Below are 21,112 nucleotides of genomic sequence, written 5' to 3'. Positions count from 1 at the left end.
AACCGCTCAGCGCCGGCCCGCGGCGCGGGTGTGCTCGAAGATCAGGCTCGTCTCGGTGAGGCCGACGTCGGGGTCGCGGGAGAGGTGCTCGGCGACGAAGTCGCGCAGCTCCGCGGTGCTGGCGACGGCCACGTGCAGCAGGTAGTCGTTCGCGCCGGCCACGAAGTAGACGTCGAGGACCTCCGGCTGGCGGCTGATGCGGGCCACGAAGGGGCCCATGCTGCCGCGGGCGTGCGCGGCGAGCTTGACCGCGATCATCGCCTGCAGGTCGTGGCCGAGGGCCCGCGGGTCGACGTCGGCGTGGAAGCCGCGGACGACGCCGGACTCGCGCAGCGCCCGCACCCGCAGCAGGCACGTCGAGGCGGCGATGCCCACGCGCTGGGCCAGGGCGGCGTTGGTGATCCGCGCGTCCTCGGCCAGCACGTGCAGGATCGCCCGGTCCACCGGGTCCACGGCCCGCCGCAGGTTCTTCGCACCGGGCGTCCCCGCCGCCGGGCCGGTCGAAGGATCGTCGCCCACTCCCGCACCGTACCGAACGTCCTGCGGACTGCTTGCCCTCCAACACGAGCATCTTCACCCTGGAGGGACAGGTCGTACCCGCCCACCCCCGGAGGTCGTCGTGCGCGTCGGAGTCCCGCGCGAGGTCAAGAACCGCGAGCACCGCGTCGCCCTGACGCCCGCGGGCGTCCACGAGCTCGTCGGCCGCGGCCACGACGTGCTCGTCGAGGCCGGCGCCGGCACGGGCAGCTCCCTGCCCGACGCCGACTACGAGGCCGCCGGCGCCAAGGTCGTCGCCTCCGCCGACGACGTGTGGGCGGAGGCCGAGCTCGTCCTGAAGGTCAAGGAGCCCGTCGCCGAGGAGTTCCACCGCCTGCGCCGCGACCAGGTCCTGTTCACCTACCTGCACCTGGCGGCCTCCCGCGAGTGCACCGACGCGCTGCTGGCCGCCGGCACCACCGCGATCGCCTACGAGACCGTCCAGCTGCCCGACCGCTCCCTGCCGCTGCTGGCGCCCATGTCCGAGGTCGCCGGGCGGCTGGCCCCCCAGGTCGGCGCCTACCACCTCATGCGCGGCACCGGCGAGGGCGGCGGCGGCCGCGGCGTCCTCATGGGCGGGGTCCCGGGCGTGCGCGGCGCCGACGTCGTCGTCGTCGGCGCCGGCGTCTCCGGGCAGAACGCCGCGCAGATCGCCCTGGGCATGGGCGCCGAGGTCACCGTGCTGGACCTGTCGATCCCCAAGCTGCGCGAGGTCGACGCCCGCTTCGGCGGGCGGGTGCGCACGATCACCTCCAACGCCTTCGAGCTGCAGCGCGCGGTGCTGAGCGCCGACCTCGTCGTCGGCGCCGTCCTCGTGCCCGGCGCCCGCGCCCCGAAGCTCGTCACCGACGAGCTGGTGGCGCGGATGCGGCCCGGCTCGGTGCTCGTGGACATCGCCATCGACCAGGGCGGCTGCTTCGAGGGCTCGCGGCCCACCACGCACGACGACCCGACGTTCCGCGTGCACGGGTCGGTGTTCTACTGCGTGGCCAACATGCCCGGCGCCGTCCCGCACACCTCCACCTACGCGCTCACGGGCGCCACGCTGCCCTACGTCGCGGCGCTCGCCGACCGCGGCTGGCGCGCCGCGCTGGGCGCCGACGCGGCGCTGGCGCACGGGCTGTCCACCCACGAGGGCCGTCTGACCTCCCCGGAGGTCGGTGCGGCGCACGGGATCGAGGCGGTCAGCCCCGCGGACGTCCTCGGCTGAGGCGCCCGGCCCAGGGTTCGCGCACCTCGGCGCTCAGGGCTCGCGCATCTCCGCGACGAGCGCGTCGACCACGGCGTGCAGCGGTTCCGGGTGGCCGTCGGCCACGGCCGCGTCGTGCACGGCGCGCTGGCGCTGGTAGCTGGCCCCGCGCCGCGGGACGTCGGCGACCAGCGCCAGGTCGTCGCGGCAGCCGAGCCGGTCCGCGACGGGTTCCAGCCGGTCCAGCCAGTCGGCCAGGTCCTCGGTGACCAGCCGCTCGTGCCCGGCGGCGTCGGTGATGACGATGGCGTCCAGGCCGTAGCGCGAGGCCCGCCACTTGTTCTCCTGCACGTGCCACGGCGGCATCGTCGGCAGCTCCTCGCCCGCCTCCAGCCGCTCGTCCAGGTGCACGACGAGGCAGTGCACGAGCGCGGTCACCGCGCGCAGCTCCCGCAGCGTCGGGGTGCCGTCGGCCACGCGCACCTCCAGCGTCCCCCACTGCGGGGAGGGGCGGATGTCCCAGCGCACGTCGGACAGGGCGTCGATGACCCCGGTGACGAGCATGTCGTCGACGTAGCTCTCGAACTCCGCCCACCGGTCGAACTGGAACGGCAGCCCGGCCGTCGGCAGCTGCTGGAACATCTGCGCCCGGTTGCTGGCGAAACCCGTGTCGATGCCCGTCCAGTACGGCGAGCTGGCCGACAGCGCCTGCAGGTGGGGGTAGAAGTTGAGCATCGAGTTCAGCAGCGGCAGCACCTTGTGCACCGAGCTGACCCCCACGTGCACGTGCACGCCCCAGATGAGCATCTGCCGGCCCCACCACTGGGTGCGCTCCAGCAGCTCGGCGTAGCGGGGGTTGTCGGTGACGACCTGCTCGTCCCAGCGCGCGAACGGGTGGGTGCCCGAGCAGGCGAGCTCCAGGCCCATCGGGCCGGCCACCCGGCGCACCGCGTCCAGCGACGCGCGCAGGTCGTCGGCCACCTCCGCCACGGTGCCGTGGACGCCGCTGACCACCTCGAGGGTGTTGCGCAGCAGCTCCTTCTGGACGCGCGGGCCGGCCTCGGAGGGTGCCAGGTCGACGGCCTCGATGACCTCCGCCGCCGCGCAGGCCAGGTCGCGCGTGCGCCGGTCGACCAGCACCATCTCCCACTCGACGCCCAGCGTGGGGCGGGGGGAGGCCTTGAACTCGACGCCCACCCGTCGATGCAACCACACGCCCGCACCCGTGGCGCGGCGGGCGCACGGGCCCTAGCGTCGCCGCCGTGACCGAGACAGGAGTCCGCGCGCAGGAGGTCGACGTCGTCGTCGTGGGGGCAGGGGCGGTGGGCGAGAACGTCGCCGACCGCGCCTCGCGCACCGGGCTGGACGTCGTCGTCGTCGAGGACGAGCTGGTGGGCGGGGAGTGCTCCTACTGGGCGTGCATGCCCAGCAAGGCGCTGCTGCGGCCGGGGCAGGTGCTGGCCGCCGCCCGCCGCCTGCCGGGGGCCGCCGAAGCGGTGACGGGGGAGCTGGACAGCGCCCGGGTGCTGGAGCGGCGGACCGTCTTCACCCACGACTGGGACGACTCCTCGCAGGCGGAGTGGCTGGACTCCGCGGGGCTGGGCCTGCTGCGCGGGCGCGCGCGGCTGACCGGTCCGCGGCGCCTCGTCGTCACCGGCCCCGACGGGGAGGTGGAGCTGACCGCCCGGCACGCCGTCGTGCTGGCCACCGGCTCGGTGCCCGTGCTGCCCGACGTGCCGGGGCTGGCGCTGGCCCGGCCGTGGACGAGCCGGGAGGCCACCAGCTCCGACACCGTGCCCGGCCGGCTGGTCGTGCTCGGCGGCGGGGTGGTCGGCGTGGAGATGGCGCAGGCGTGGGCGCGGCTGGGCTCGACGGTGACGCTGCTGGCCCGCTCGGGCCTGCTCAGCGGGCAGGAGGAGGTCGCCGGGCGCCTGGTCGCCGACGCGCTGCGCGCCGACGGCGTGGACGTGCGCTTCGGCGCCGAGCTCGCGGAGGTGTCGCGGCCCACCGGCGAGGGCGAGGTGACGGTGACGCTCGGGGACGGCTCGACGATCGTGGCCGACGAGCTCCTCGTCGCCACCGGCCGGCGCCCCGCCACGGAGGGCGTGGGCCTGGAGACGGTCGGCCTGGAGGACGGCGGCTCGCTGGAGGTGGACGACACCGGCCTGGTCGCCGGCGTCGAGGGCGGCTGGCTGTACGCGGCGGGCGACGTGTCGGGCCGGGTGAAGCTGACCCACCAGGGCAAGTACGACGCCCGCGCCTGCGGTGACGCGATCGCCGCGCGCGCCGCCGGTGAGCTGGGCGAGCGGGCCGAGCCGTGGTCGCGGTACGCGGCCACGGCCACCGGGCGGGCCGTGCCGCAGGTCGTCTTCACCGACCCGGAGGTGGCCCAGGTGGGCCTGACGGCCGAGCGGGCCGAGCGGGAGGGCCTGCGCACGCGCGTCGTGGACGTCGACCTGGCCTCGGTGGCGGGCGCGTCGCTGCTGGCCGACGGGTACACCGGCGCGGCCCGGATGGTCGTCGACGAGGACCGCCGCGTCGTCGTGGGCGTCACGTTCGTCGGGCAGGACGTCGCCGAGCTGCTGCACTCGGCGACGGTCGCGGTGGTCGGCGAGGTGCCGCTGGACCGGCTGTGGCACGCGGTGCCCAGCTACCCGACCGTCAGCGAGGTGTGGCTGCGCCTGCTGGAGGCCTACGGCCTCTGAGCGGGTGACCCCGCGCCCCGCGCCGTCAAGGGCCCCGCCGCGCCGGTCGACACCCCGGGGTGGAGCGCGCGGGAGGGACCCGGCGCGGCCGGCGCCCGACCGGGAGGTGGACGTGCCACGACGCACCGCCCGGCGCGCCACCGGCAGCCGGCGCGCGGTCGCGCGGACCGCGTCCACCGCGGTGCTCATCGGCGCCGCGGTCTACCCGGTGTGGCTGCTGCTGCCCGACGAGGCGGTGCTCTCCCCGGCGTGGACGCAGGTCGTCGGCTGGCCGCTGACGTGGCTGGTGCGCCTGGAGGCCGTCCAGCGGCGGCTGGGCGGGGGGCGGCTGGACAACCGGGTGTGGCTGCGGGCCGTCCTCGGCAACCTCGTGCTGGCCCTCGTGCTGGCGCCCACGGGGCTGCCGTTCCTCGTCCCGGTGGCGGCCACCCTGGTGGCCGGGGTGCACGTGTCGTGGTCCGGCGCGCGCGCCGGGCGCCCCTGCGTCCTCGTCGGCCTGCTCGCCACCGCCCTCGTGCAGGTGGGCGTCCACCTCGGCCTGCTGCCCTCCGTGCTGCCCGTGGCGGTCAGCGACGTCGCCGCGGTCGTCACGGCCGTCCTCACGTCCTCGCTCATCGTCAACACGGCGCTGCTGGCGGCCCGGCGCGAGGAGGCCGCGACGGCCCTGGACGCCGAGCGGCGCGCGCACCACGACGAGCTGCGGCACGCCGCCACGCACGACCCCCTGACGGGACTGCTCAACCGCGCCGGCCTGCACGAGCGGCTGAGCGACGAGCTGACCCGCACCGGTCCGCGCGGCGGGACCGCGGTGGTCTACCTGGACCTGGACGGGTTCAAACCGGTCAACGACCGGTGGGGGCACCGGGCGGGCGACGCGCTCCTGCGCCTCGTCGCGCAGCGGCTCGCGGGGACCCTGCGCCCCGGTGACGGCCTGGCGCGGGTCGGCGGCGACGAGTTCGTCGTCGTGCTCACCGGCGTCGGCGGTGCGGGGGACGTCGAGGCGGCCGCCGCGCGCGTCGCCTCCTCGCTGCGGGCGCCGTTCACCGTGGGCGGTGCGCTGGTGCGGGTCGGGGCGAGCACGGGCACGTCCCTCACCCGCGACCCGGCCACCGCTCCCGAGGCGCTGCTGCACGAGGCCGACGTAGCCATGTACGCGGTCAAGGCGCGTCGTCGCCGCCCCGCCGGCCCGGAGGTGCCCACCCCCTCCCCGCCGTGACCCCGCCGGGAGACCCAGCGGGACCACGGCGGGGGGTGGGGTCACTCGGAGGCGGTGGCGGTGTCCCCGCCGCCCTGCTGCGAGCTGGGGGCGCCCACCCAGACGGTCTTCGCGTTCGTGAAGGCGTGCATCCCCAGGTCGGTCAGCTCGCGGCCGTACCCGGACTGCTTGACGCCCCCGAAGGGGAGTTCCGGGTAGCTGGTCGTCATGCCGTTGACGAACACCATCCCGGCCTGCACGTCGCGCACGAACCGCTCGCGCTCGGCCTCGTCGTCGGTCCACACGTTCGAGCCCAGCCCGTACGGGTGGCTGTTGGCGATGTCGATCGCCTCCTCCAGCGACGACACGGTGAACAGCGCCGCGACGGGCCCGAACACCTCCTCGTCGTAGAGGCGCATGTCCTGCGTGACGCCCGTCAGCAGCGTCGGCGGGTAGTACCAGCCCGGGCCGTCGGGGCGCTGCCCACCGGTGACGACGGTGGCGCCCTTCTCGACGGCGTCGCGCACGTACTCCTCGACGTCGTCGCGGCCGGACTCGGTGGCCAGCGGCCCGACCTGCGTGCCCTCCTCGGCCGGGTGCCCCACCCGCAGCGCCGCCAGCTCGTCGGCGAACAGCCGCGTGAACTCCTCCGCGACGTCGGCGTGCACGAAGAACCGCTTGGCCGCGATGCAGCTCTGCCCGTTGTTCTGGCAGCGCGCGGTCGCGGCGACGGAGGCGGCCTTCGCCAGGTCCGCCGAGGGCATGACGACGAACGGGTCGCTGCCGCCCAGTTCCAGGACCGTCGGCTTCAGCTCGTCCCCGGCGATCGAGGCGACCGACTTCCCGGCCGGGGCGCTGCCCGTGAGGGTCGCCGCCACCACGCGCCGGTCGCGCAGCACCCGCTCGATCGAGGACGAACCCACGAGCAGGGTCTGGAACACGTCGTCGGGGAAACCGGCCTTCCGGAACAGCTCCTCCAGGTACAGCGCGGTCTGCGGGACGTTGCTGGCGTGCTTGAGCAGGCCGACGTTCCCGGCCGCCAGGGCCGGTGCGGCGAACCGCATCGCCTGCCACAGCGGGAAGTTCCACGGCATGACGGCCAGCACGACGCCCAGCGGCTGGTGCACGACGTACGCCTCCTGCGCTCCGACGGCCTCCGCGTCGGCCGGGCGCGGCGCGAGGAACTCGTGCGCGTGGTCGGCGTAGTAGCGCAGCGCGGCCACGCACTTGCCGGTCTCGGCCCGGGCCGCGGCCAGGGTCTTGCCCATCTCCGTCGTCATGAGCCGGGCCACGTCGTCGGTGTCGGCCTCCAGGACGTCCGCGGCGCTGCGCAGCCAGCGGACGCGGTCGTCCACGGTCGTCAGCCGGTAGCGCTCGAACGCCGCGGCGGCGCGGGCCACGCGCTCGTCGACGGCCTCGTCGCTCATCGGCTCGAACTCCCGGAGCGTCTCGCCGGTCGCCGGGTCGGTCGTCGCGATCGCCACGGTGCTGTCCTCCTGCGGTTGCTCGTCGCACCGCCGCGGGCCGCGGCGGCGCCCCGGCGAGTACACGCCCCCGCTCCCGCCCCCGCCACCCGGGACGCCCCGCCCCCGCCCGTCGAACCCTGCCGTGATCGTGGATGGTCACGTGTCCACCCGTCCACGATCACCGTGGTCGTGGGCGGTTCACCCGGCACCTCCCCTCCGTGATCTTGCTGGGAATCCCTGCAAGATCACGGAGGGAGGAGTGGTGACGCCGGGGAGGGGACGGGGTGGTCGGGGGAGCGCGGGTCCCGGGGAACGCGAGGGAGGAGGGTCAGAACTCCACGGGGCCGGCGCCGGCGAGGTCGCGGGCGTCGAGGCCGCCCAGCTCGCGCACCTGCTTCAGGTACAGGGCGCGGCCGGTGGGCGACAGCAGGGCGTCGTGCACGGGGAACCCGGTGGGCGCGCCGACGGCGCGCACGAAGTCGATCGTCTCCTTGCTCGCCGCCCACGGAGCGTTCAGCGGCACCGCGAGCACGTCCACCCCCTCGGGCACGGCGCCGTAGGAGTCGCCGGGGTGGAACAGCGTCGGCTCGCCCGGCGCGCGCACGAGCAGCCCGACGTTGCCGATGCGCGGCAGGTCGGCGTGGATGACGGCGTGCTGCCCGCCCACGGCCTCCACGCTCGCCCCGCCCACCTCGACGGTCGAGCCCGCCCGCAGCGCCGCCGCCTCGATCCCGGCCTCCCGCAGGGCCGCCGCCGCCTCCGGCTCGGCGTGCAGGGCCACCCCGCCGCAGGACTCCAGCAGCAGCGGCAGCCGCTCGACGTCCACGTGGTCGGGGTGGGCGTGGGTGACGAGGACCGCGTCGAGGTCCTGCAGCTCCTCGAAGCCGGAGCTGAAGGTGCCCGGGTCGAGCAGGACCCGCGCGGTGCCCGTCTCCACGAGCACGCAGGCGTGCCCCAGGTGCGTGATGCGCATGAGCCCATCGTGGCGCCGTCGCCCACCGGCCCGCACCTGCGCGCCCCTCCCGCGGCCGGGTGGGGCGCGGATACGCTCCGCCACGACCCGTGGGAGGACGACGATGACAGCGGTGGACCTGGTGCTGCGGGCGACGCGCGCCGTCGTCGACGGCGCCGAGCGGGCGTGCTCGATCGGCGTGCGCGACGGGCGCGTCACGGGCGTGGAGGCGTACGGGGTGGCGTGGGACGCCGCCCGCGAGGACGTCCTGGGCGAGGACGAGGTGCTGCTGCCCGGTCTCGTCGACGTCCACGCGCGCGTCAGCGGGCCCGGCCGCTCGGACCTGGTCGCCGTCACCCGGGCCGCGGCCGCCGGCGGGACGACGACGCTGCTGGACACGGCCGCCGGCGGCTTCCCGCCGGTGCTGGACCCGGTGGCGCTGGCGGTGCGGCGGGCCGCGGCGCTGGACCGGGTCGCCGTCGACGTCGGCTCCTGGGGCGCCGTCGCGCCCGGCGGCGCGGGCTCGCTGCTGCCCCTGCACGAGGCGGGCGTGTTCGGCGCGGAGTGCGCGCTGCGCCTGCCGGACGCGGACGCCTGGCCGGCCCCCGCGCCGGTCACCGGCGGGCCCGCGCCCCTGGACGCCGGCGAGCTGGCGGCGGTGGCGGGGCAGCTGGCACGCGTGGACGGCCTGCTCCTGGTCCACCTCCCGGGCGCCGCGGCGGCCGACCGGCCGGACGCCCCGGCCGGGTCGGACGGGTCGGACGGCGAGGCCGCGCTCGTGCGGGCCGTGGCCGACGCGGCGGCCCTCACCGGTGTCCGCGCCCACGTGGCGCCCGTGACCTCGGCGGCCGGGGTCGCCGAGGTCGCCCGCGCCCGCACGGCCGGGGTGCGGCTGACCGCGGGCACCCGCCCGGGCGACCTCGCCCTCGACGCCCCGCACCGGCGGGCCGACCGGGAGGCGCTGTGGGCGGGACTGCTCGCGGGCACCGTCGACGCCGTCTCCTCCGGCCCGGCGCCGGGAGCTCCCGGGGCGGTCCGCGCCGAGGCCCTGCGCTCGCGCCTGCCGCTGGTGTGGACGCTGGCCCGCGCGCGCGGGGTGCCGCTGGCCGCGGTCGCCGGCTGGACGGCGACCCGTCCCGCGGCCCTGGCCGGGCTGGAGGACCGGGGCCGGCTGGCGGAGGGAGCGCTCGCCGACGCCGTCGTCCTGGCGCCCGACGAGGAGACGGGGCCACCCGCCGGCCCGTCGGCGCCGCGGGACGCGGCGCTGACCGGCGCCGTGCGGCGCACGCTGCTGCGCGGCCGCGTCGTGGCCGAGCGCCCGCGCGGGCGCCTGCTGCGCGCGCCGGCCCGGGTGACGGGCTGACGTCCCCGGTCAGCGCCGCGCGCCCCGCGGGCGGGCGGCGTCCCACTCGGCGTTGACGACGCCGCCCGTCAGGACGACCACGCTGGTCAACCAGCTCAGCAGCAGGGCCGCGAGGACCACGCCGAGGAACTGCACGCCGATCTGGACGGCGGCGGGGCCGCCGTCCACGTCGGGCGTCCGCGGCCCGGCGACCTCCAGGTAGGTGCGGAACCCCACCGCCAGGAGCAGCAGGCCCGCGGTGGACAGCGCGGCGCCGGGCAGGGCGTCCCGCCACCGCGTCGGGGCGGTCTGCCCGACGGTGTACAGCCACGCCAGGAACACCACGACCCCGGCGACGAGGACGGGCCACCGCACCACCCCCCACGCGCCGGCGAAGGCCTCCCCGGCCCCGGCCCGGTCGGCCAGCTGCTGGCCGCCGCCGAGCAGGGGACCGACCACCACGAGCGTGAGGCCGCTGACGACGAGGACGACGGAGGCCACCGTGAACAGCAGCGCCAGGCCCCACAGCTGGACGATCCCGCGCCGCTCCTGCACCCGGTACGCCTCGCCGAGGGTGCGCACGGCGGCCCGGAACACCCTGCTGCCGAGGAACAGGGCCGCGGCCACGCTGGTCAGGGCCACCCCCACCTGCTCCTCGGCCAGCAGCTGCTCCACCAGGGGCACGGCCACGTCGTCGGCCAGGTCGGGGCTGAGCACGGCGCGGACGGCGTCCGTGAGGGTGGACTGCACCTGGTCCGCCACCCCCGGGCCCAGGACGGTGCGCACGAGCCCGAGGCTGGCGCCGACCATCGTCACGAGCGGGACGAGGGAGACGACGAGGTAGTAGGCGGCCTCCGCGGCCAGTCCCGCCACGCGCACCTCGACGAACCGCCGGGCGACGCGGACGGCGACGAGCACGGGGTTGCGCCCGGCCAGGCGCAGCCCGCTGCGGCCGGCGCGCGCCTCGAGCCGGTCGAGGACCCGCGGGCGGTCGGCGGCCATGGTGCTCCCGTCGTCGCTGCCGTCACGTCCCTCGACGCCGGTCCCCGGACGCTACGGCGTGCCGTGACCGGGCGCGACGGGTGGGACGGTCGGGTGACGCACCTCGGCCGGACGGGTGGGCCGGGGGGCCGCGCGGCAGCGGGCCGGAGCCGGAGCTCCACCATCGGTGACGCGACGACCACGGGGAGCCCGTCCCGGTGGCGTCGGGCCGGGAGGCACCGATGGACGACCGCACGAGACTCACCGCGCTGGCAGCTCCCCGGGCGCTGAGCGCCGCCGCGACGGGCGCGGTGGCCACCGGGGCGACGGCCTCGCTGACGCTGCTGGCCGTCGCCGGCCCGGGCGCGTGCGCGCTGGCGGCCGGCGCGGCCCTCGGGGTGTCCGGCCTGCTGCGCCGGGCCGCGCGTCAGGCCGCCGCGGCGGAGGTGCTGGCCGTGGCGGTCGCCCCCGCGCCGGGCGCCCCGGCGGGCGGTTCGCCGTCCGGGCGGGTCCCGTCCGGCGGCGGCCCGCTCGTCCCGGCGCCGCGCACCCCCTCGCCGCCGCTGGGCATCCCGCCGGAAGGGGCGCTGCCGCCGGCGGGGCGGGTGCTGGAGTCCACGGGCACGGTGAGGCTGACGGCGTAGCCGCTGCTGACGTCGCCGGTGACGGTGGCGAGCTGGCGCTCGCCACCGTCGTCGCCGAAGACGTTGTCCGACTCCAGGGACACCTGCGCGAGGTTGGCGACCGAGGCCTCGTAGCCGCTGGTGGCGTAGACGGTCCCGCACACGTCCTGCGGCAGCGCGACCTGGGAGATCGCGACGGCGTTCGCCTCGTCGGCGGTGCTGTCCAGGTCGGGGTAGACCTCGAAGTGGACGTGCGGCCAGCGCCCGGAGTAGCAGGCGGGGAAGACGCTCGTGAACCTGACCTTCCCGTCCGCGCCGACGACCTGGACGCCGCGCAGGTAGTTCTCGTCCTCGACGCCCTCGGAGTACATCGAGTAGCGGCCCTCGCGGTCGCAGTGCCAGACGTAGACGGCGGCGCCCTCGCGGGGGACGTCCCCGCCGACGACGTCCACGACGTCGAGCGTCAGGGTCATCGGGACGCCCTGGGCGGTGCCGCCGGCGGTGCCGAAGCTGGAGCGGATGTCGCTGCGCACCACGCCGCTCTCCTCCAGGACGTCCGGGCCGTTGGAGCCGTCGGCGGGGTAGGGGCCGGCGGTCTCGTCGGGGATCTCGGTCAGCGCCCCGGCCGACGTGGTGCCGGCCTGCGAGTCGCCGCCGCAGGCCGCCAGGCCCAGGGCGGCGCCGACGGCCAAGCCGTGCAGGACGCGGCGGCGCTGCAGCAGGGTGCCGACGTCGAAGGCCAGGCCCTGGTCCTCGACGTCCTCGTGCGGGCGGGCCAGGGCGCGCCCCTCGAACGTGGGGACGGTCTCGTCCCGGGTGTCGCGGTCCACGGGTTCCTCCAGTCGCTGTTCCTGCCGGGCACCACGACCATCGGCCGCGGAACCCTGCGGCGGCGGTGCGCCGCGTGGGAGCGAGCTGTGAGGTGCGGGTCAGGGTGCCGGGTCGAAGAACTCCGGCACGGCGCGCAGCGCCTCGCCCATCGCGGCGACCCCGTCGAACTGGAACCCCAGCTGGGTGGCGTAGGCCGCGCACGCGGCGACCTTGGCGTCCAGCTCGGCGGCGGTGGGCCGTCGGGCTGCGCCGCACGGGGTCTGGGCGCCCGGGCGCAGCAGGTAGGGGGTGTCGGCCCACCGCGAGACCGGCAGGTCCCGTCCGGCGCGCAGCAGGTCGACGGCGTCGCGCACGTGCCGGTGGTCGACGTGGTCGCCGAGGGCCTGCGGGCCGAGCACGAGGTCCACACCGTCCCCGAACTCCTCGTCCAGCACGTGACGCACGTGCTCGGCGACCGCCTCGGGCTGGTCCTCGTCGCCGGCCACCACGTCGCCGAAGAGGGCGGCCGCGCTGCCGTAGCCGCGGTGCGGGGCCTCGGCCAGCGGCAGGTGCCGACCGCGCACGCCGAGCGCGCGGACCGCCGCGGCGTCCTCGGCGCGCCGCAGCGCCATGTAGTCGACGTCCGCGTCCAGGCCCTTGTCGAGCTGGCAGGCCAGCGCGAAACCCCGCGGGTCCGGGACGGTGGCGGTGTAGACGGTGAGCAGCAGCACGTCGGCGCCGGCCGCGGCCAGCCCGGCGAGGAACCCGCCGGCGGAGAACGCGGCGTCGTCCAGGTGCGGGGACACCGCGACGACGCGCCGGGGGACGGGGGCAGCGGCGCTCACAGCAGGTGCGGGGCCGCGAGGAACCGGCACGGGTCGCCGTCCGCGGCGGGTTCCACGCCCCGCCCGGCGCTGGTGACCCGCTCGGGCTCGGGCAGCGCCGTCCACGAGGTGTCGGGCCGCGTGCCGGCCAGCCGCTCGTACACGGCCTCGATCCGGTCGGTCAACGCCGGCCACGACCACACGTCGCGCACCTCCTGCAGCGCCTTGCCGGCCAGCTCGCGCGCCAGGTCGGGGTCGTCGAGCAGGCGGCGCAGCGCGTCCGTCAGCCCGGCCACGTCGCCGACCTCGTGCAGCAGGCCGTTCTCGCCGTCGCGCACGCAGTCCACGACGCCGACGCTGCGGGTCGTGACGACGGGCAGCCCGGCGGCCATCGCCTCGAGGATCGTGTTGGAGAAACCCTCGGAGGAGGTGGGGGAGCAGAACACGTCGGTGCCGGCGTAGACGGACGGGGCGTCGGCGTAGGCGACGTACCCGCGCTGCTCGACGGCGCCGCCCAGGCCCAGCTCGTCCACCAGCGCCGCGACCGCGGCGACGTCGGGGCCGATGCCGGAGACGACCAGCCGGACCGGGCGCCCCTCGGCGCGCAGCGCGGCCAGCGCGTGCAGCAGGTCCAGCACGCCCTTGCGCCGGTCCACCCGGCCGTGGAACACCAGCGTGGTGACGCCGTCGCCGTCGCGGTCGAGCGAGCCCACGGCCTCCTCCGACGGCGGGGTGAACGCGCGGGTGTCGGTGGCCCCGCCCAGCAGCGTGAACCGCTCCGGGTCGGTGCCGTGGTGCTCGACGACCTCGTCGGCGAAGGTGCGCGAGCCGATGAGCACGGCGTCCGCGCGGTCGAGGACGGTGCGGATCCCCACCGAGTGCTCGCGGCAGCACAGCCCGACCCAGTGCCCGTCGCCGCCCTGCACGCTGACCACGCTGGGCACGCCCAGCTGCGCGGACGCCTCGAGCACGGCCGCGCCCACGGGCCAGGCGTACTGCGCGTGCAGCAGGTCGAACGGCTCCTCCTCGTGCAGGCGCGCGACGGTCTCGCGCATGGTCGCGATGTCGGCGCCGAAGTCGGCTGGCAGCCCGTCGGCCACCCGCTGCTCCCCGAGGGCCTCCAGACCGACCGCGCGCACCCCGGCCGGCACCCGGTCCGCGGGCGGGGGACCGCCGCCGTACACGGCGGAACCGGCCGCGTCGCCGCGGTACTGCGAGACGAGGACGACGTCGTGCCCGCGGCGGACCAGCTCCTCCAGCAGCTTCTCCGCGTACACGCTCATCCCGGACACCGCCGGCCAGTAGCGCCGGCTGACGAAGCAGATCCTCACGCCGTCCACCCCTCCCGGCGGGCCACGGCCGCCGCGTGCAGGCCCGGTTCGCGGTACAGCGGGTACAGGTCGCCGAGGACGCGGTCCACGGCGGCGCGGTCCAGCCACGCGGGGCCGCCCAGGCGCTCGGTCGCAGCCGCGGTCAGGTGCACGGGCGCGGCGGTGTCCGGCACGCCGGCCTCCCCCGGGACGCCCAGGCCGGCGATGCCGTGCAGGCCGGTGCGCCCGTCCCCGCGGGCCAGCAGGTCAGCGACGCCGCGCTCGCCGACGCGGCCGTAGCTCATGACCTCCACCTCCAGACCGGGCACGACGACGCGGGCCACGGCCACCCCGTCGCCGGGGCGCGAGCAGTCCAGGACGAGGACGTCGAGACCGCGGGAGACCAGCAGCGCCACCAGGTGCTCGCACAGCGCCCGCTGCGGGTCGGCGCCCGCGGGGGCCGACCAGGTGGGCAGGGCGTCGAACGGCACGCGGGTGCGCTCGGCGAGCACGACGGGTTCCAGCAGCGCGCGCAGCGCGTCGGCGTCCATGTCGAGCCAGCGCAGCATCCCGCGCAGCGCGCGGGGTTCGGCGCTCTCGGGGCGGGCGGCGTAGCGCTCCAGGTACCCGGGCGGGCTGATCGCCTCGACGGCCTCCAGCGAGCCGTGCGTGAACGCCTTGCGCGAGCGGGCGGCGGCGAACTCCTGCACCGCCTTGCGCAGCGCGGTCTCCCGGTCCGGGTGGGCGGCCTCGCCGGCGGCGGTCACCATGACCGGCTGCAGCGGGTCGTCGTCGGCGCCGACGACGGTGATGTTCGCGACGCCCCACCAGTCGTTGGCCAGCTTGGGGACCACGCGAACCCCGGCGGCGCGCAGCCGGCGCAGCGCCTCGCGGGTGGCGGGGTCGCGCACCAGCTCGTCGTCCGGGCCGAGGTCGAGCACCACGCCGGTGTCCAGCGCGCGGAAGCGGGTGCCGTTGCCGTCGCGCTGCAGGAGTTCGCCGATGCCGTGGGCGACGGCGCGCTCCAGGGTGTCCCCGGCGCCCAGGCCGTTGCCGTGCCGGGTCACCAGGTGCGGCAGGTCGTCCACGAGGCCCGGCGGCAGGCCCTCGGTGTCGCGCACCACGACGTCCAGGGGTGCCCACACCGTCTGCCCGGTGCCCCAGCGCGTCAGCGGCAGCCAGTTCAGCGGCGCGTCCGGCGAGTACGGCGCACCCGCGTCCAGGCACAGCGACGGCGGGTCCACCACGGCGTCGGCGCCCAGCTCGGCGACGAGCTCGCGGTAGCTGGCGCGCCGGTGCTCCAGGGAGGCCGCGCGCTCGCGCAGCAGCCCCAGCTCGGTGGACTCCCCCCAGCTGGAGCGGCGGGCGTCGGCGTCGGTGGCGCCGTAGCCGTGCCCGGCCGCCGGGGCGCCGACGCTGTCGGGGGCGATCGTCCACCACGACGGCACGCCCACGGTGTCGAGGCGGTAGGTGGGGAACTCCACCCGGTCGTGCTCGCCGAGGACACCGCGGAAGCGGTCGGTGACGTCGTGGTCGGTGCCCGTCTCGACGTCGTGCTCGACGGTCAGCGGGTGCGGGCGCGCGGGGGCGCTCACGCGAGGACCGTCCGCGACGGCGCCAGCACGTCCATCGGCACGGGCGCCGCCGACGGCGGGTTCGCCAGCATGTGGTCCACCAGCGCCAGCACGTGCCGCGTGGTGACGCCGGCGGCGAACTCGAACGGGCTGAACACCGTGTCGAACTCCAGGGCGCCGACGATCTCGCGCATCTGCCGCAGCTCGGCGCGCGAGAGGGGGATCTGCGCGTGGAACGCCTTGTGGGCGCTCAGGGCGCGCGCGCTCCCGTCCTCGTCGAGGTCGATCTTCAGGGAGTCCCCGCAGAACAGCAGGCCGCGGCCGGCGTCGTGCAGGACGCTGTGACCGGGGAAGTGCCCACCGGTGCGCACGAGGGTGATGCCGGGTGCCAGCTCCAGCTCGTCGTCGGCGGGCCAGGTCACCCGGAACGCCTTCGTCCACGTCAGGTCGTGCACGCCGACGGAGACCACCGGCGGGTCCAGCTCGTCCTGCAGCTGCCACAGCCCGCCGAACCCGTGCACGTGGCTGGAGGCCAGCACCCGCAGGCCGCCGCGGCGGCGCAGCTCGGCCAGCGCGTCCGCGGTGTACCAGGGAGCCGCCTCGAACCCGAGCAGGCCGTCGGCGGTCTCCAGCACCCAGCCGTGCGAGCCGAGCCCCACGACGGGGTCGCACCAGAACTCCGTGACACCCGGCACGGCCTCGCGCCACGACGTCGTCACCAGGGCGTCCACCTCCGGCGCGGTGCGGAACGCGAAACCCCCCTCGGGCAGCTCGTTGCGCACGTCCGCGCACACCGGGCACTGCGGCGGCGGCGTGTGCGGGAACCAGCGCTGCCAGTGCCCGCAGTTGGTGCAGGAGTAGGCCTGGTGGCTGCGGTGCGCGCGCGTGGGCAGCGGCGCCAGTTCCGCGATGCGCACGTCGCGCAGGTCGTGGGCGTCGTTCGGACCGGTCACGAGGGGACCTCCTGGGCGGACAGCGTCGGGTGCGGGGCGGAGCGGGGGACGCCGGAGCCGAGGGCGTCGTGCAGCAGGTGCAGCAGGCGCAGGTCGCGCGCCAGCGGGAACGGCCAGGAGGCCGGGTCGGCCAGGTGCTCCTCGACGGCGCGCACCTGCGCGGCGAACGGCGACAGCTCCGCGTCGAACGGCACGTCGGACGCCTCGCCGGTGGCGGTGTCCAGCAGTTCCAGCCGGCCGCCCGCGGTCTGGCCCATGGTGTCGGTGGCGACGAGCTGCGCGGCGGTGCCGACGACCTCCAGCCGGCGGCGCGGCAGCGTCTCGACGGTGTTGAAGGAGTTGTGGATCGTCACCAGCGTCCCGCTGCCGGTGGCGCCCACGAGCACCGAGCCGTCGTCGACGGCGTAGTCGTGGACGCGGTGCTGCACGAGGGTGGTGGCGCGCTCGACGTCCTCGCCCAGCAGCGCGCCGACGAGGTCGAGGCCGTGCGGGGCCAGGTCCACGTAGGCGCCGCCGCCGGCGCGGGCGGGGTCCACGCGCCAGTTGTCGCCCGTGGTGCTGCCCGGCGGCGACCAGCCCGGCGGCAGCCAGCAGCCGTAGACGATCCGGACCGCGGTCACCGTGCCCAGCCGGCCGCTCGCCACGAGGTCGGCGGCGGCCCGGTGGGCGGGGTGCCAGCGCTGGTCGAAGGCGGTCGCGGCGAGCACGCCCGCGCCCTCGCAGGCGGCCACGAGCTCCGCCGCGTCCGGCAGGGCGGCCGCCAGCGGCTTCTCGCACAGCACCGCCAGCCCGGCCGCGGCCGCCGCGGCGGCGACCTCGCGGTGGGCGTGGTTGGGGGTGGCCACGTACGCCACCCGCGCGCCGGGGGTGGCGAAGGCGTCGGCGAGGTCGTCGGTGGCGCGGGCGCCGGGGAAGCGCTCGGCCAGCGCGCGCGCCGCGGCGAGGTCGCGGTCGACGACGGCGACGACGCGGCTGGTGGGGGAGGCGGCCAGCGCGGGGGCCATGTGGTCGCGGGCGACCCAGCCGGCACCGGCGATCACCCAGCCGGTCGTCGTGGGCTCGGGTTCGGTGGTCACCAGTGCTCCGGGAGGTCGAGGAGGACCCGGCGGCGGGCCCACGCGGTGGGGTCGGCGGCCAGCTCGTCCTGCGGCGGCAGCCGTTCGGGCAGGTGGGGCGAGCGGTCGGCGTAGTCGTCGGCGTAGCGCGGGGAGGGCCACGCCAGGCGCCCGTCGGGGCCGTACAGGGGGTTGGGGCGCAGCGCCCGCCCGGGCACGGGCAGCCCGTGGGCGGGGGCGCCGGGCTCGGGCGAGCCGTCGGCGCGCCCGCCCAGCACGAGGCTGACGTGGGTGGCGCCGGCCAGCTCGGCGGCCGGGCGGGGGGCGGCCGGGCGGCCGGTGACGACCTCCTCGACCAGGTCGGCGTCGTCGAACAGCAGCGCGCCGGGGAACCAGGACGCCAGGTCCTGCGGCGTCATCCGCTGCCCGGACACCGGGCCGGGCCGGGCGCCGTTGGGCACCGAGCCGACGGCGACGAGCCCGCCCGGCCCGGCCAGCTCGCGCAGGCGGCGCGCGGTGGCGGGCGGGTCGGGCAGGAAGTAGAAGGCGTCGTGGCACAGCACGACGCGGTCGTCGCCGTCGCCGAGCGCGACCTCGACCTCCGGCGGCCACGCCCGCGCGGCGTCGGCCACCACGAGCGCGACGTCGTCGCCGCCGGGCACGTCGGCCAGCACGAACCGGCGCGCCAGCCACAGCTTGGCGTGCACGACGTCGACGCCGGTCAGCCGCCGCGCCCCGCGCAGGGCCAGTTCGCGCAGCAGCACGCCGGTGCCGGCGGCCACCTCCAGCACCGCCGGGGCGCCCGGTCCCGTGCCCGGCCACGCGCGGTCCAGCAGCGCCAGCCCGGCCAGGAACGCCGGGTCGGACCAGCGGTAGCGCAGGTAGTCCCCGACGCGGCCCAGCCGCAGCGCCTCCACCGCCCGCGACAGGGTGGGCGAGGCCGCGGCCTCGCGCGCCTCGTCCACGCTGGGCGGCGCCTCGTGCCACCAGTCGTCGTTGTCGCGCAGCAGCAGCGCCCGCGCGGCCGCGTCGTCGCCGCCGGCCAGCGCGTCCACCGCGGCCAGGGCCAGGTCCTCGCGCCCGGCGCGGCGGAACGGTATGCCGTCCAGGTCCGGCCACGGGGCGCCGCCGGGCAGCGCGGGGAACGCCGGCGCGGTCGCCGTCACCGGACGGGCAGCCCGGCGTCGGCCAGCAGGCGCAGCTGGAACTCCTGCACCGGCCCGGGGTGGACGATGTCGAGGTCGTCCAGGGCCTGCGCGGCGGTGAAACCCGCCGCGCGCGCGTGGTGGTGAACCTGCAGGACGCGGTCCAGGACGTCCGCCGACGTGCACGCGCGGCCCAGCGCGCTGCCGACGTCCTCGCGCAGCGGCAGCAGTTCCCGCAGCCGGTCGGCCAGGCGCGCGGGCAGCTGCGCCAGCGAGCGTTCCTGCAGGGCGTCCAGCACCCGCGGGGCCAGGTCGCCCAGCAGCACCTCGCCGCCGAAACCCGCGTCGGGCAGGTCGGCGTTGGGCAGGTGGTGGGCCAGCATGGTGAGGAACGCCTCGCCGCGGTCGACGCCGTGCAGCGGGGCCAGCAGGCCCGCGTACACGGCCGTGGTGAAGCAGTGGTCGCCGTGGCTCTCGGGGGGTTCCACGACCACCCGCGGGCGGGTGGGGTGGGTGGCCCCGGCGCGCGGCTGGCGCACCAGCGCCTCGGCGAACGGCGGCGGCGCGGGCAGCGTCCCGCCCGGTGCGGTCCCGTCGGAGGCGTTGCCGCTCAACGCGTCCCGCAGGTCGGAGAGTTCACCCAGGGTTCGCCCCGCCGTCGACGTGACGGCGTCGAAACCCCGCTGGAGCACGTCCACGACCTCCTCGGACGACAACCCCGCCAGGCGCAGCACGCCCGCGTCCACGCCCGCCAGGCGCGTCGCCGCGAGCGCCGCGGCGGTCTCGGTGCGGGCGACGTCGGCCGGTTCCTCGCCGGCCAGCAGGCGGCGCCAGGAACGCAGGAACGCGCGGTCGGCGAGCGAGAGGGGGCTGCGCGCGTCGCGCAGGCGCTTGAGGTCGCCCAGCTCGCGGAACAGCTGGACGGCGGGGCCGAGCGCGAGCGGCGCGGCGGTGTCGGTCGCGGGGGCCGGCGTCATCGTCGGCCGCCGGTCCGGGGCGCGCGCGAGCGCCGGGCGCCCGGTCGTTGGAGCGTCACCCGCGCCACACTCCCCGGCGCGGGACGTGAGCGCAACCGTAGGACCGGTCCAGCCGCGAGGGACACGGGTTCGGCACGCGCGCGGCGCCCGCTCCGTGTGAAGCTGCCCCCACCCCTTCCCGCGGACGTCCCGTCCCCGCTGCGCACCGCCCGTGGCCGCCGTCCGACGGCCACCGACGACGAGGAGCCCGGAGTGCCCCTGAACACCCCCGCCCTGCGGCTGGCGTACAACGCCAACGGCTTGCGCTCGGTCGACCTGCCCACCGCCGTGCGCACGCTGGCCGACGCCGGGTACGACGGCATCGAGCTGTCGCTGAACGCCCAGCACGTCGACCCGTGGTCGTTCGCCGAGCGCGAGGCCGACGCCCTGCGCGCGGTGCTGGAGGAGACGGGCCTGGTGGCGTGCAGCCTGGCCACCGGCGACCCGCACCTGCTCAGCCCGCTGCCGTTCGAGCCCGCGCTCGTGGACCCGGACCCCGCCGAGCGCGCCCGGCGCCTGGACCTGCTGCGGCGCGGGGTGCGGATCGGCGTGCGCGCGGGGGTGCCGCTCGTGGTGTTCTCCACCGGCAGCCGCCACCCCGCGGTGGACGCCGCGCAGGCCGACGCGTGGCTGGACGAGGGGGTCGCCGTCCTGCTGGAGACCCTGGAGCGCGAGCTGGACGCCGTCGGCGCGCCGCGCGGCAGCACCGTGCTGGGCGTGGAGCCGGAGCCGGGCTTCCACTGCCAGACCAACGCCGAGGTGGCCGCGCTCATCGCCCGCACGGGCAGCGAGGACCTGTGGCTGAGCCAGGACCTCGGGCACACCAACGTGGTCGAGGAGGACTACCTGGGCTCGCTGGAGCGGCACCTGCCGCTGACCCGGCACCTGCAGGTGGAGGACATCGCCGGCCGCGTGCACGCGCACCTGGTGCCCGGTGACGGGGACGTCGACTTCGCGGCCGTGGGGCGGGCGCTGGCCGGGCACGAGGGCTGGCTCAGCGTGGAGCTGTACGACCACGACCCCGTGCACGCCGAGGCGGCCGCGCGCGCCCGCGAGCACCTGCTGCGGCACCTGCCGGGCCTGAGCGCCCCGGCCGGCGGCGCGGACGGGGGGCGCCGCGTGCTCGACCTCGACGCCGGGCGCGGGGCGGGCGCGCGCCGCTGAGACCGCGGACCCGGGGGGGGGGGGGGGGGGGGGGGGGGGGGGGGGGGGGGGGGGGGGTGGGGGGGGGGGGGGGGGGGGGGGGGGGGGGGGGGGGGGTGGGGGGGGGGGGGGGGGGGGGGGGGGGGGGGGGCGCCGGCCGCCCCCCCCCCCCCACCGCAGAAGCCTAGCCGTCCGCGCCGGGGACCCTACACGGCGCAGCGGCCCGCAGCTCGCGGGTGCCGCGCCGTCCGTCGGGGTACCCGGATTCGAACCGGGGGCCTTCCGCTCCCAA

At 77.4% G+C, this 21,112-nt stretch carries 18 protein-coding genes; 5 read left to right on the top strand and 13 right to left on the bottom strand.

Going from position 1 to position 21,112, the window contains the following annotated elements; genetic code table 11:
- Positions 1–6: 6 nt before the first annotated feature.
- Positions 7–519: an Lrp/AsnC family transcriptional regulator gene (locus tag ACRYMY_RS05620; RefSeq protein ID WP_432546286.1), complete on the bottom strand. Its 513-nt coding sequence runs from the start codon at positions 517–519 to the stop codon at positions 7–9.
- A gap of 100 nt (positions 520–619) precedes the next feature.
- On the opposite strand from ACRYMY_RS05620, the gene ald reads away from it, so the two are divergent.
- Entirely contained in the window at positions 620–1,747 is a 1,128-nt protein-coding gene (ald, locus tag ACRYMY_RS05615; RefSeq protein ID WP_432546285.1) for an alanine dehydrogenase, read from the top strand.
- 33 nt (positions 1,748–1,780) lie between these two features.
- Here the strand turns inward: ald and ACRYMY_RS05610 are convergent, their stop codons facing one another.
- On the bottom strand, positions 1,781–2,923 hold the full coding sequence (locus tag ACRYMY_RS05610) for a glutamate--cysteine ligase (RefSeq protein WP_432546284.1): 1,143 nt from the start codon (positions 2,921–2,923) through the stop codon (positions 1,781–1,783).
- A gap of 65 nt (positions 2,924–2,988) precedes the next feature.
- On the opposite strand from ACRYMY_RS05610, the gene ACRYMY_RS05605 reads away from it, so the two are divergent.
- Together ACRYMY_RS05605 and ACRYMY_RS05600 are read left to right on the top strand one after the other, a co-directional pair.
- Positions 2,989–4,431, top strand: a complete 1,443-nt coding sequence (locus ACRYMY_RS05605) for a dihydrolipoyl dehydrogenase family protein (protein WP_432546283.1) — start codon at positions 2,989–2,991, stop codon at positions 4,429–4,431.
- A gap of 112 nt (positions 4,432–4,543) precedes the next feature.
- A complete protein-coding gene (locus ACRYMY_RS05600; RefSeq protein ID WP_432546282.1) occupies positions 4,544–5,647 on the top strand; it encodes a diguanylate cyclase domain-containing protein in 1,104 nt (367 codons plus the stop codon).
- A gap of 41 nt (positions 5,648–5,688) precedes the next feature.
- Here the strand turns inward: ACRYMY_RS05600 and ACRYMY_RS05595 are convergent, their stop codons facing one another.
- Entirely contained in the window at positions 5,689–7,110 is a 1,422-nt protein-coding gene (locus ACRYMY_RS05595; protein ID WP_432546281.1) for an NADP-dependent succinic semialdehyde dehydrogenase, read from the bottom strand.
- 310 nt (positions 7,111–7,420) lie between these two features.
- The gene (locus tag ACRYMY_RS05590) at positions 7,421–8,065 is read right to left on the bottom strand and encodes an MBL fold metallo-hydrolase (RefSeq protein ID WP_432546280.1); all 645 of its coding nucleotides are present in this window, start codon (positions 8,063–8,065) and stop codon (positions 7,421–7,423) included.
- A 103-nt stretch (positions 8,066–8,168) separates the two neighbouring features.
- Between ACRYMY_RS05590 and ACRYMY_RS05585 the strand changes: the two genes are divergently transcribed.
- Positions 8,169–9,407, top strand: a complete 1,239-nt coding sequence (locus ACRYMY_RS05585) for an amidohydrolase family protein (protein WP_432546279.1) — start codon at positions 8,169–8,171, stop codon at positions 9,405–9,407.
- A 9-nt stretch (positions 9,408–9,416) separates the two neighbouring features.
- Here the strand turns inward: ACRYMY_RS05585 and ACRYMY_RS05580 are convergent, their stop codons facing one another.
- From ACRYMY_RS05580 to ACRYMY_RS05540, 9 genes are all read right to left on the bottom strand, one after another.
- Positions 9,417–10,388: a YihY/virulence factor BrkB family protein gene (locus ACRYMY_RS05580; RefSeq protein WP_432546278.1), complete on the bottom strand. Its 972-nt coding sequence runs from the start codon at positions 10,386–10,388 to the stop codon at positions 9,417–9,419.
- 406 nt (positions 10,389–10,794) lie between these two features.
- Entirely contained in the window at positions 10,795–11,820 is a 1,026-nt protein-coding gene (locus ACRYMY_RS05575) for a dioxygenase family protein (RefSeq protein WP_432546277.1), read from the bottom strand.
- A 99-nt stretch (positions 11,821–11,919) separates the two neighbouring features.
- Positions 11,920–12,645 carry a PIG-L family deacetylase gene (locus ACRYMY_RS05570; protein ID WP_432546276.1) on the bottom strand — a complete coding sequence of 242 codons (726 nt, stop codon included), beginning with the start codon at positions 12,643–12,645 and terminating at the stop codon, positions 11,920–11,922.
- Positions 12,642–13,955: a glycosyltransferase family 4 protein gene (locus ACRYMY_RS05565; protein ID WP_432546275.1), complete on the bottom strand. Its 1,314-nt coding sequence runs from the start codon at positions 13,953–13,955 to the stop codon at positions 12,642–12,644. The genes ACRYMY_RS05570 and ACRYMY_RS05565 overlap by 4 nt, the downstream gene beginning before the upstream one ends.
- Entirely contained in the window at positions 13,952–15,529 is a 1,578-nt protein-coding gene (locus ACRYMY_RS05560) for a YcaO-like family protein (RefSeq protein ID WP_432546274.1), read from the bottom strand. Before ACRYMY_RS05560 ends, ACRYMY_RS05565 begins: the two co-directional genes overlap by 4 nt.
- Entirely contained in the window at positions 15,526–16,461 is a 936-nt protein-coding gene (locus tag ACRYMY_RS05555; protein WP_432546273.1) for an MBL fold metallo-hydrolase, read from the bottom strand. Before ACRYMY_RS05555 ends, ACRYMY_RS05560 begins: the two co-directional genes overlap by 4 nt.
- Positions 16,458–17,537 (bottom strand): Gfo/Idh/MocA family protein, encoded by a 1,080-nt coding sequence (locus ACRYMY_RS05550; RefSeq protein ID WP_432546272.1) that lies wholly within the window; start codon positions 17,535–17,537, stop codon positions 16,458–16,460. The genes ACRYMY_RS05555 and ACRYMY_RS05550 overlap by 4 nt, the downstream gene beginning before the upstream one ends.
- Positions 17,534–18,682 carry a class I SAM-dependent methyltransferase gene (locus ACRYMY_RS05545; RefSeq protein WP_432546271.1) on the bottom strand — a complete coding sequence of 383 codons (1,149 nt, stop codon included), beginning with the start codon at positions 18,680–18,682 and terminating at the stop codon, positions 17,534–17,536. Before ACRYMY_RS05545 ends, ACRYMY_RS05550 begins: the two co-directional genes overlap by 4 nt.
- Positions 18,679–19,638, bottom strand: coding sequence for an HD domain-containing protein (locus ACRYMY_RS05540; RefSeq protein WP_432546270.1), 960 nt, complete (start codon positions 19,636–19,638; stop codon positions 18,679–18,681). Before ACRYMY_RS05540 ends, ACRYMY_RS05545 begins: the two co-directional genes overlap by 4 nt.
- A gap of 252 nt (positions 19,639–19,890) precedes the next feature.
- On the opposite strand from ACRYMY_RS05540, the gene ACRYMY_RS05535 reads away from it, so the two are divergent.
- On the top strand, positions 19,891–20,841 hold the full coding sequence (locus ACRYMY_RS05535; RefSeq protein WP_432546269.1) for a sugar phosphate isomerase/epimerase family protein: 951 nt from the start codon (positions 19,891–19,893) through the stop codon (positions 20,839–20,841).
- Positions 20,842–21,112: the final 271 nt, after the last annotated feature.

This window comes from Kineococcus haloalkalitolerans (assembly GCF_050871905.1).
In the GTDB taxonomy this organism is placed as follows: domain Bacteria; phylum Actinomycetota; class Actinomycetes; order Actinomycetales; family Kineococcaceae; genus Kineococcus.
The sequence above is the reverse complement of the archived record's forward strand: the minus strand, read 5'-3'. Positions and strand labels throughout refer to the sequence as shown.

What these genes read in the sequence shown, in the direction of transcription:
- ACRYMY_RS05540 (WP_432546270.1), bottom strand. Translation starts at nt 19,638, where the DNA reads ATGACGCCGGCCCCCGCGACCGACACCGCCGCGCCGCTCGCGCTCGGC.
- ACRYMY_RS05585 (WP_432546279.1), top strand. Translation starts at nt 8,169, where the DNA reads ATGACAGCGGTGGACCTGGTGCTGCGGGCGACGCGCGCCGTCGTCGAC.
- ACRYMY_RS05590 (WP_432546280.1), bottom strand. Translation starts at nt 8,065, where the DNA reads ATGCGCATCACGCACCTGGGGCACGCCTGCGTGCTCGTGGAGACGGGC.
- ACRYMY_RS05580 (WP_432546278.1), bottom strand. Translation starts at nt 10,388, where the DNA reads ATGGCCGCCGACCGCCCGCGGGTCCTCGACCGGCTCGAGGCGCGCGCC.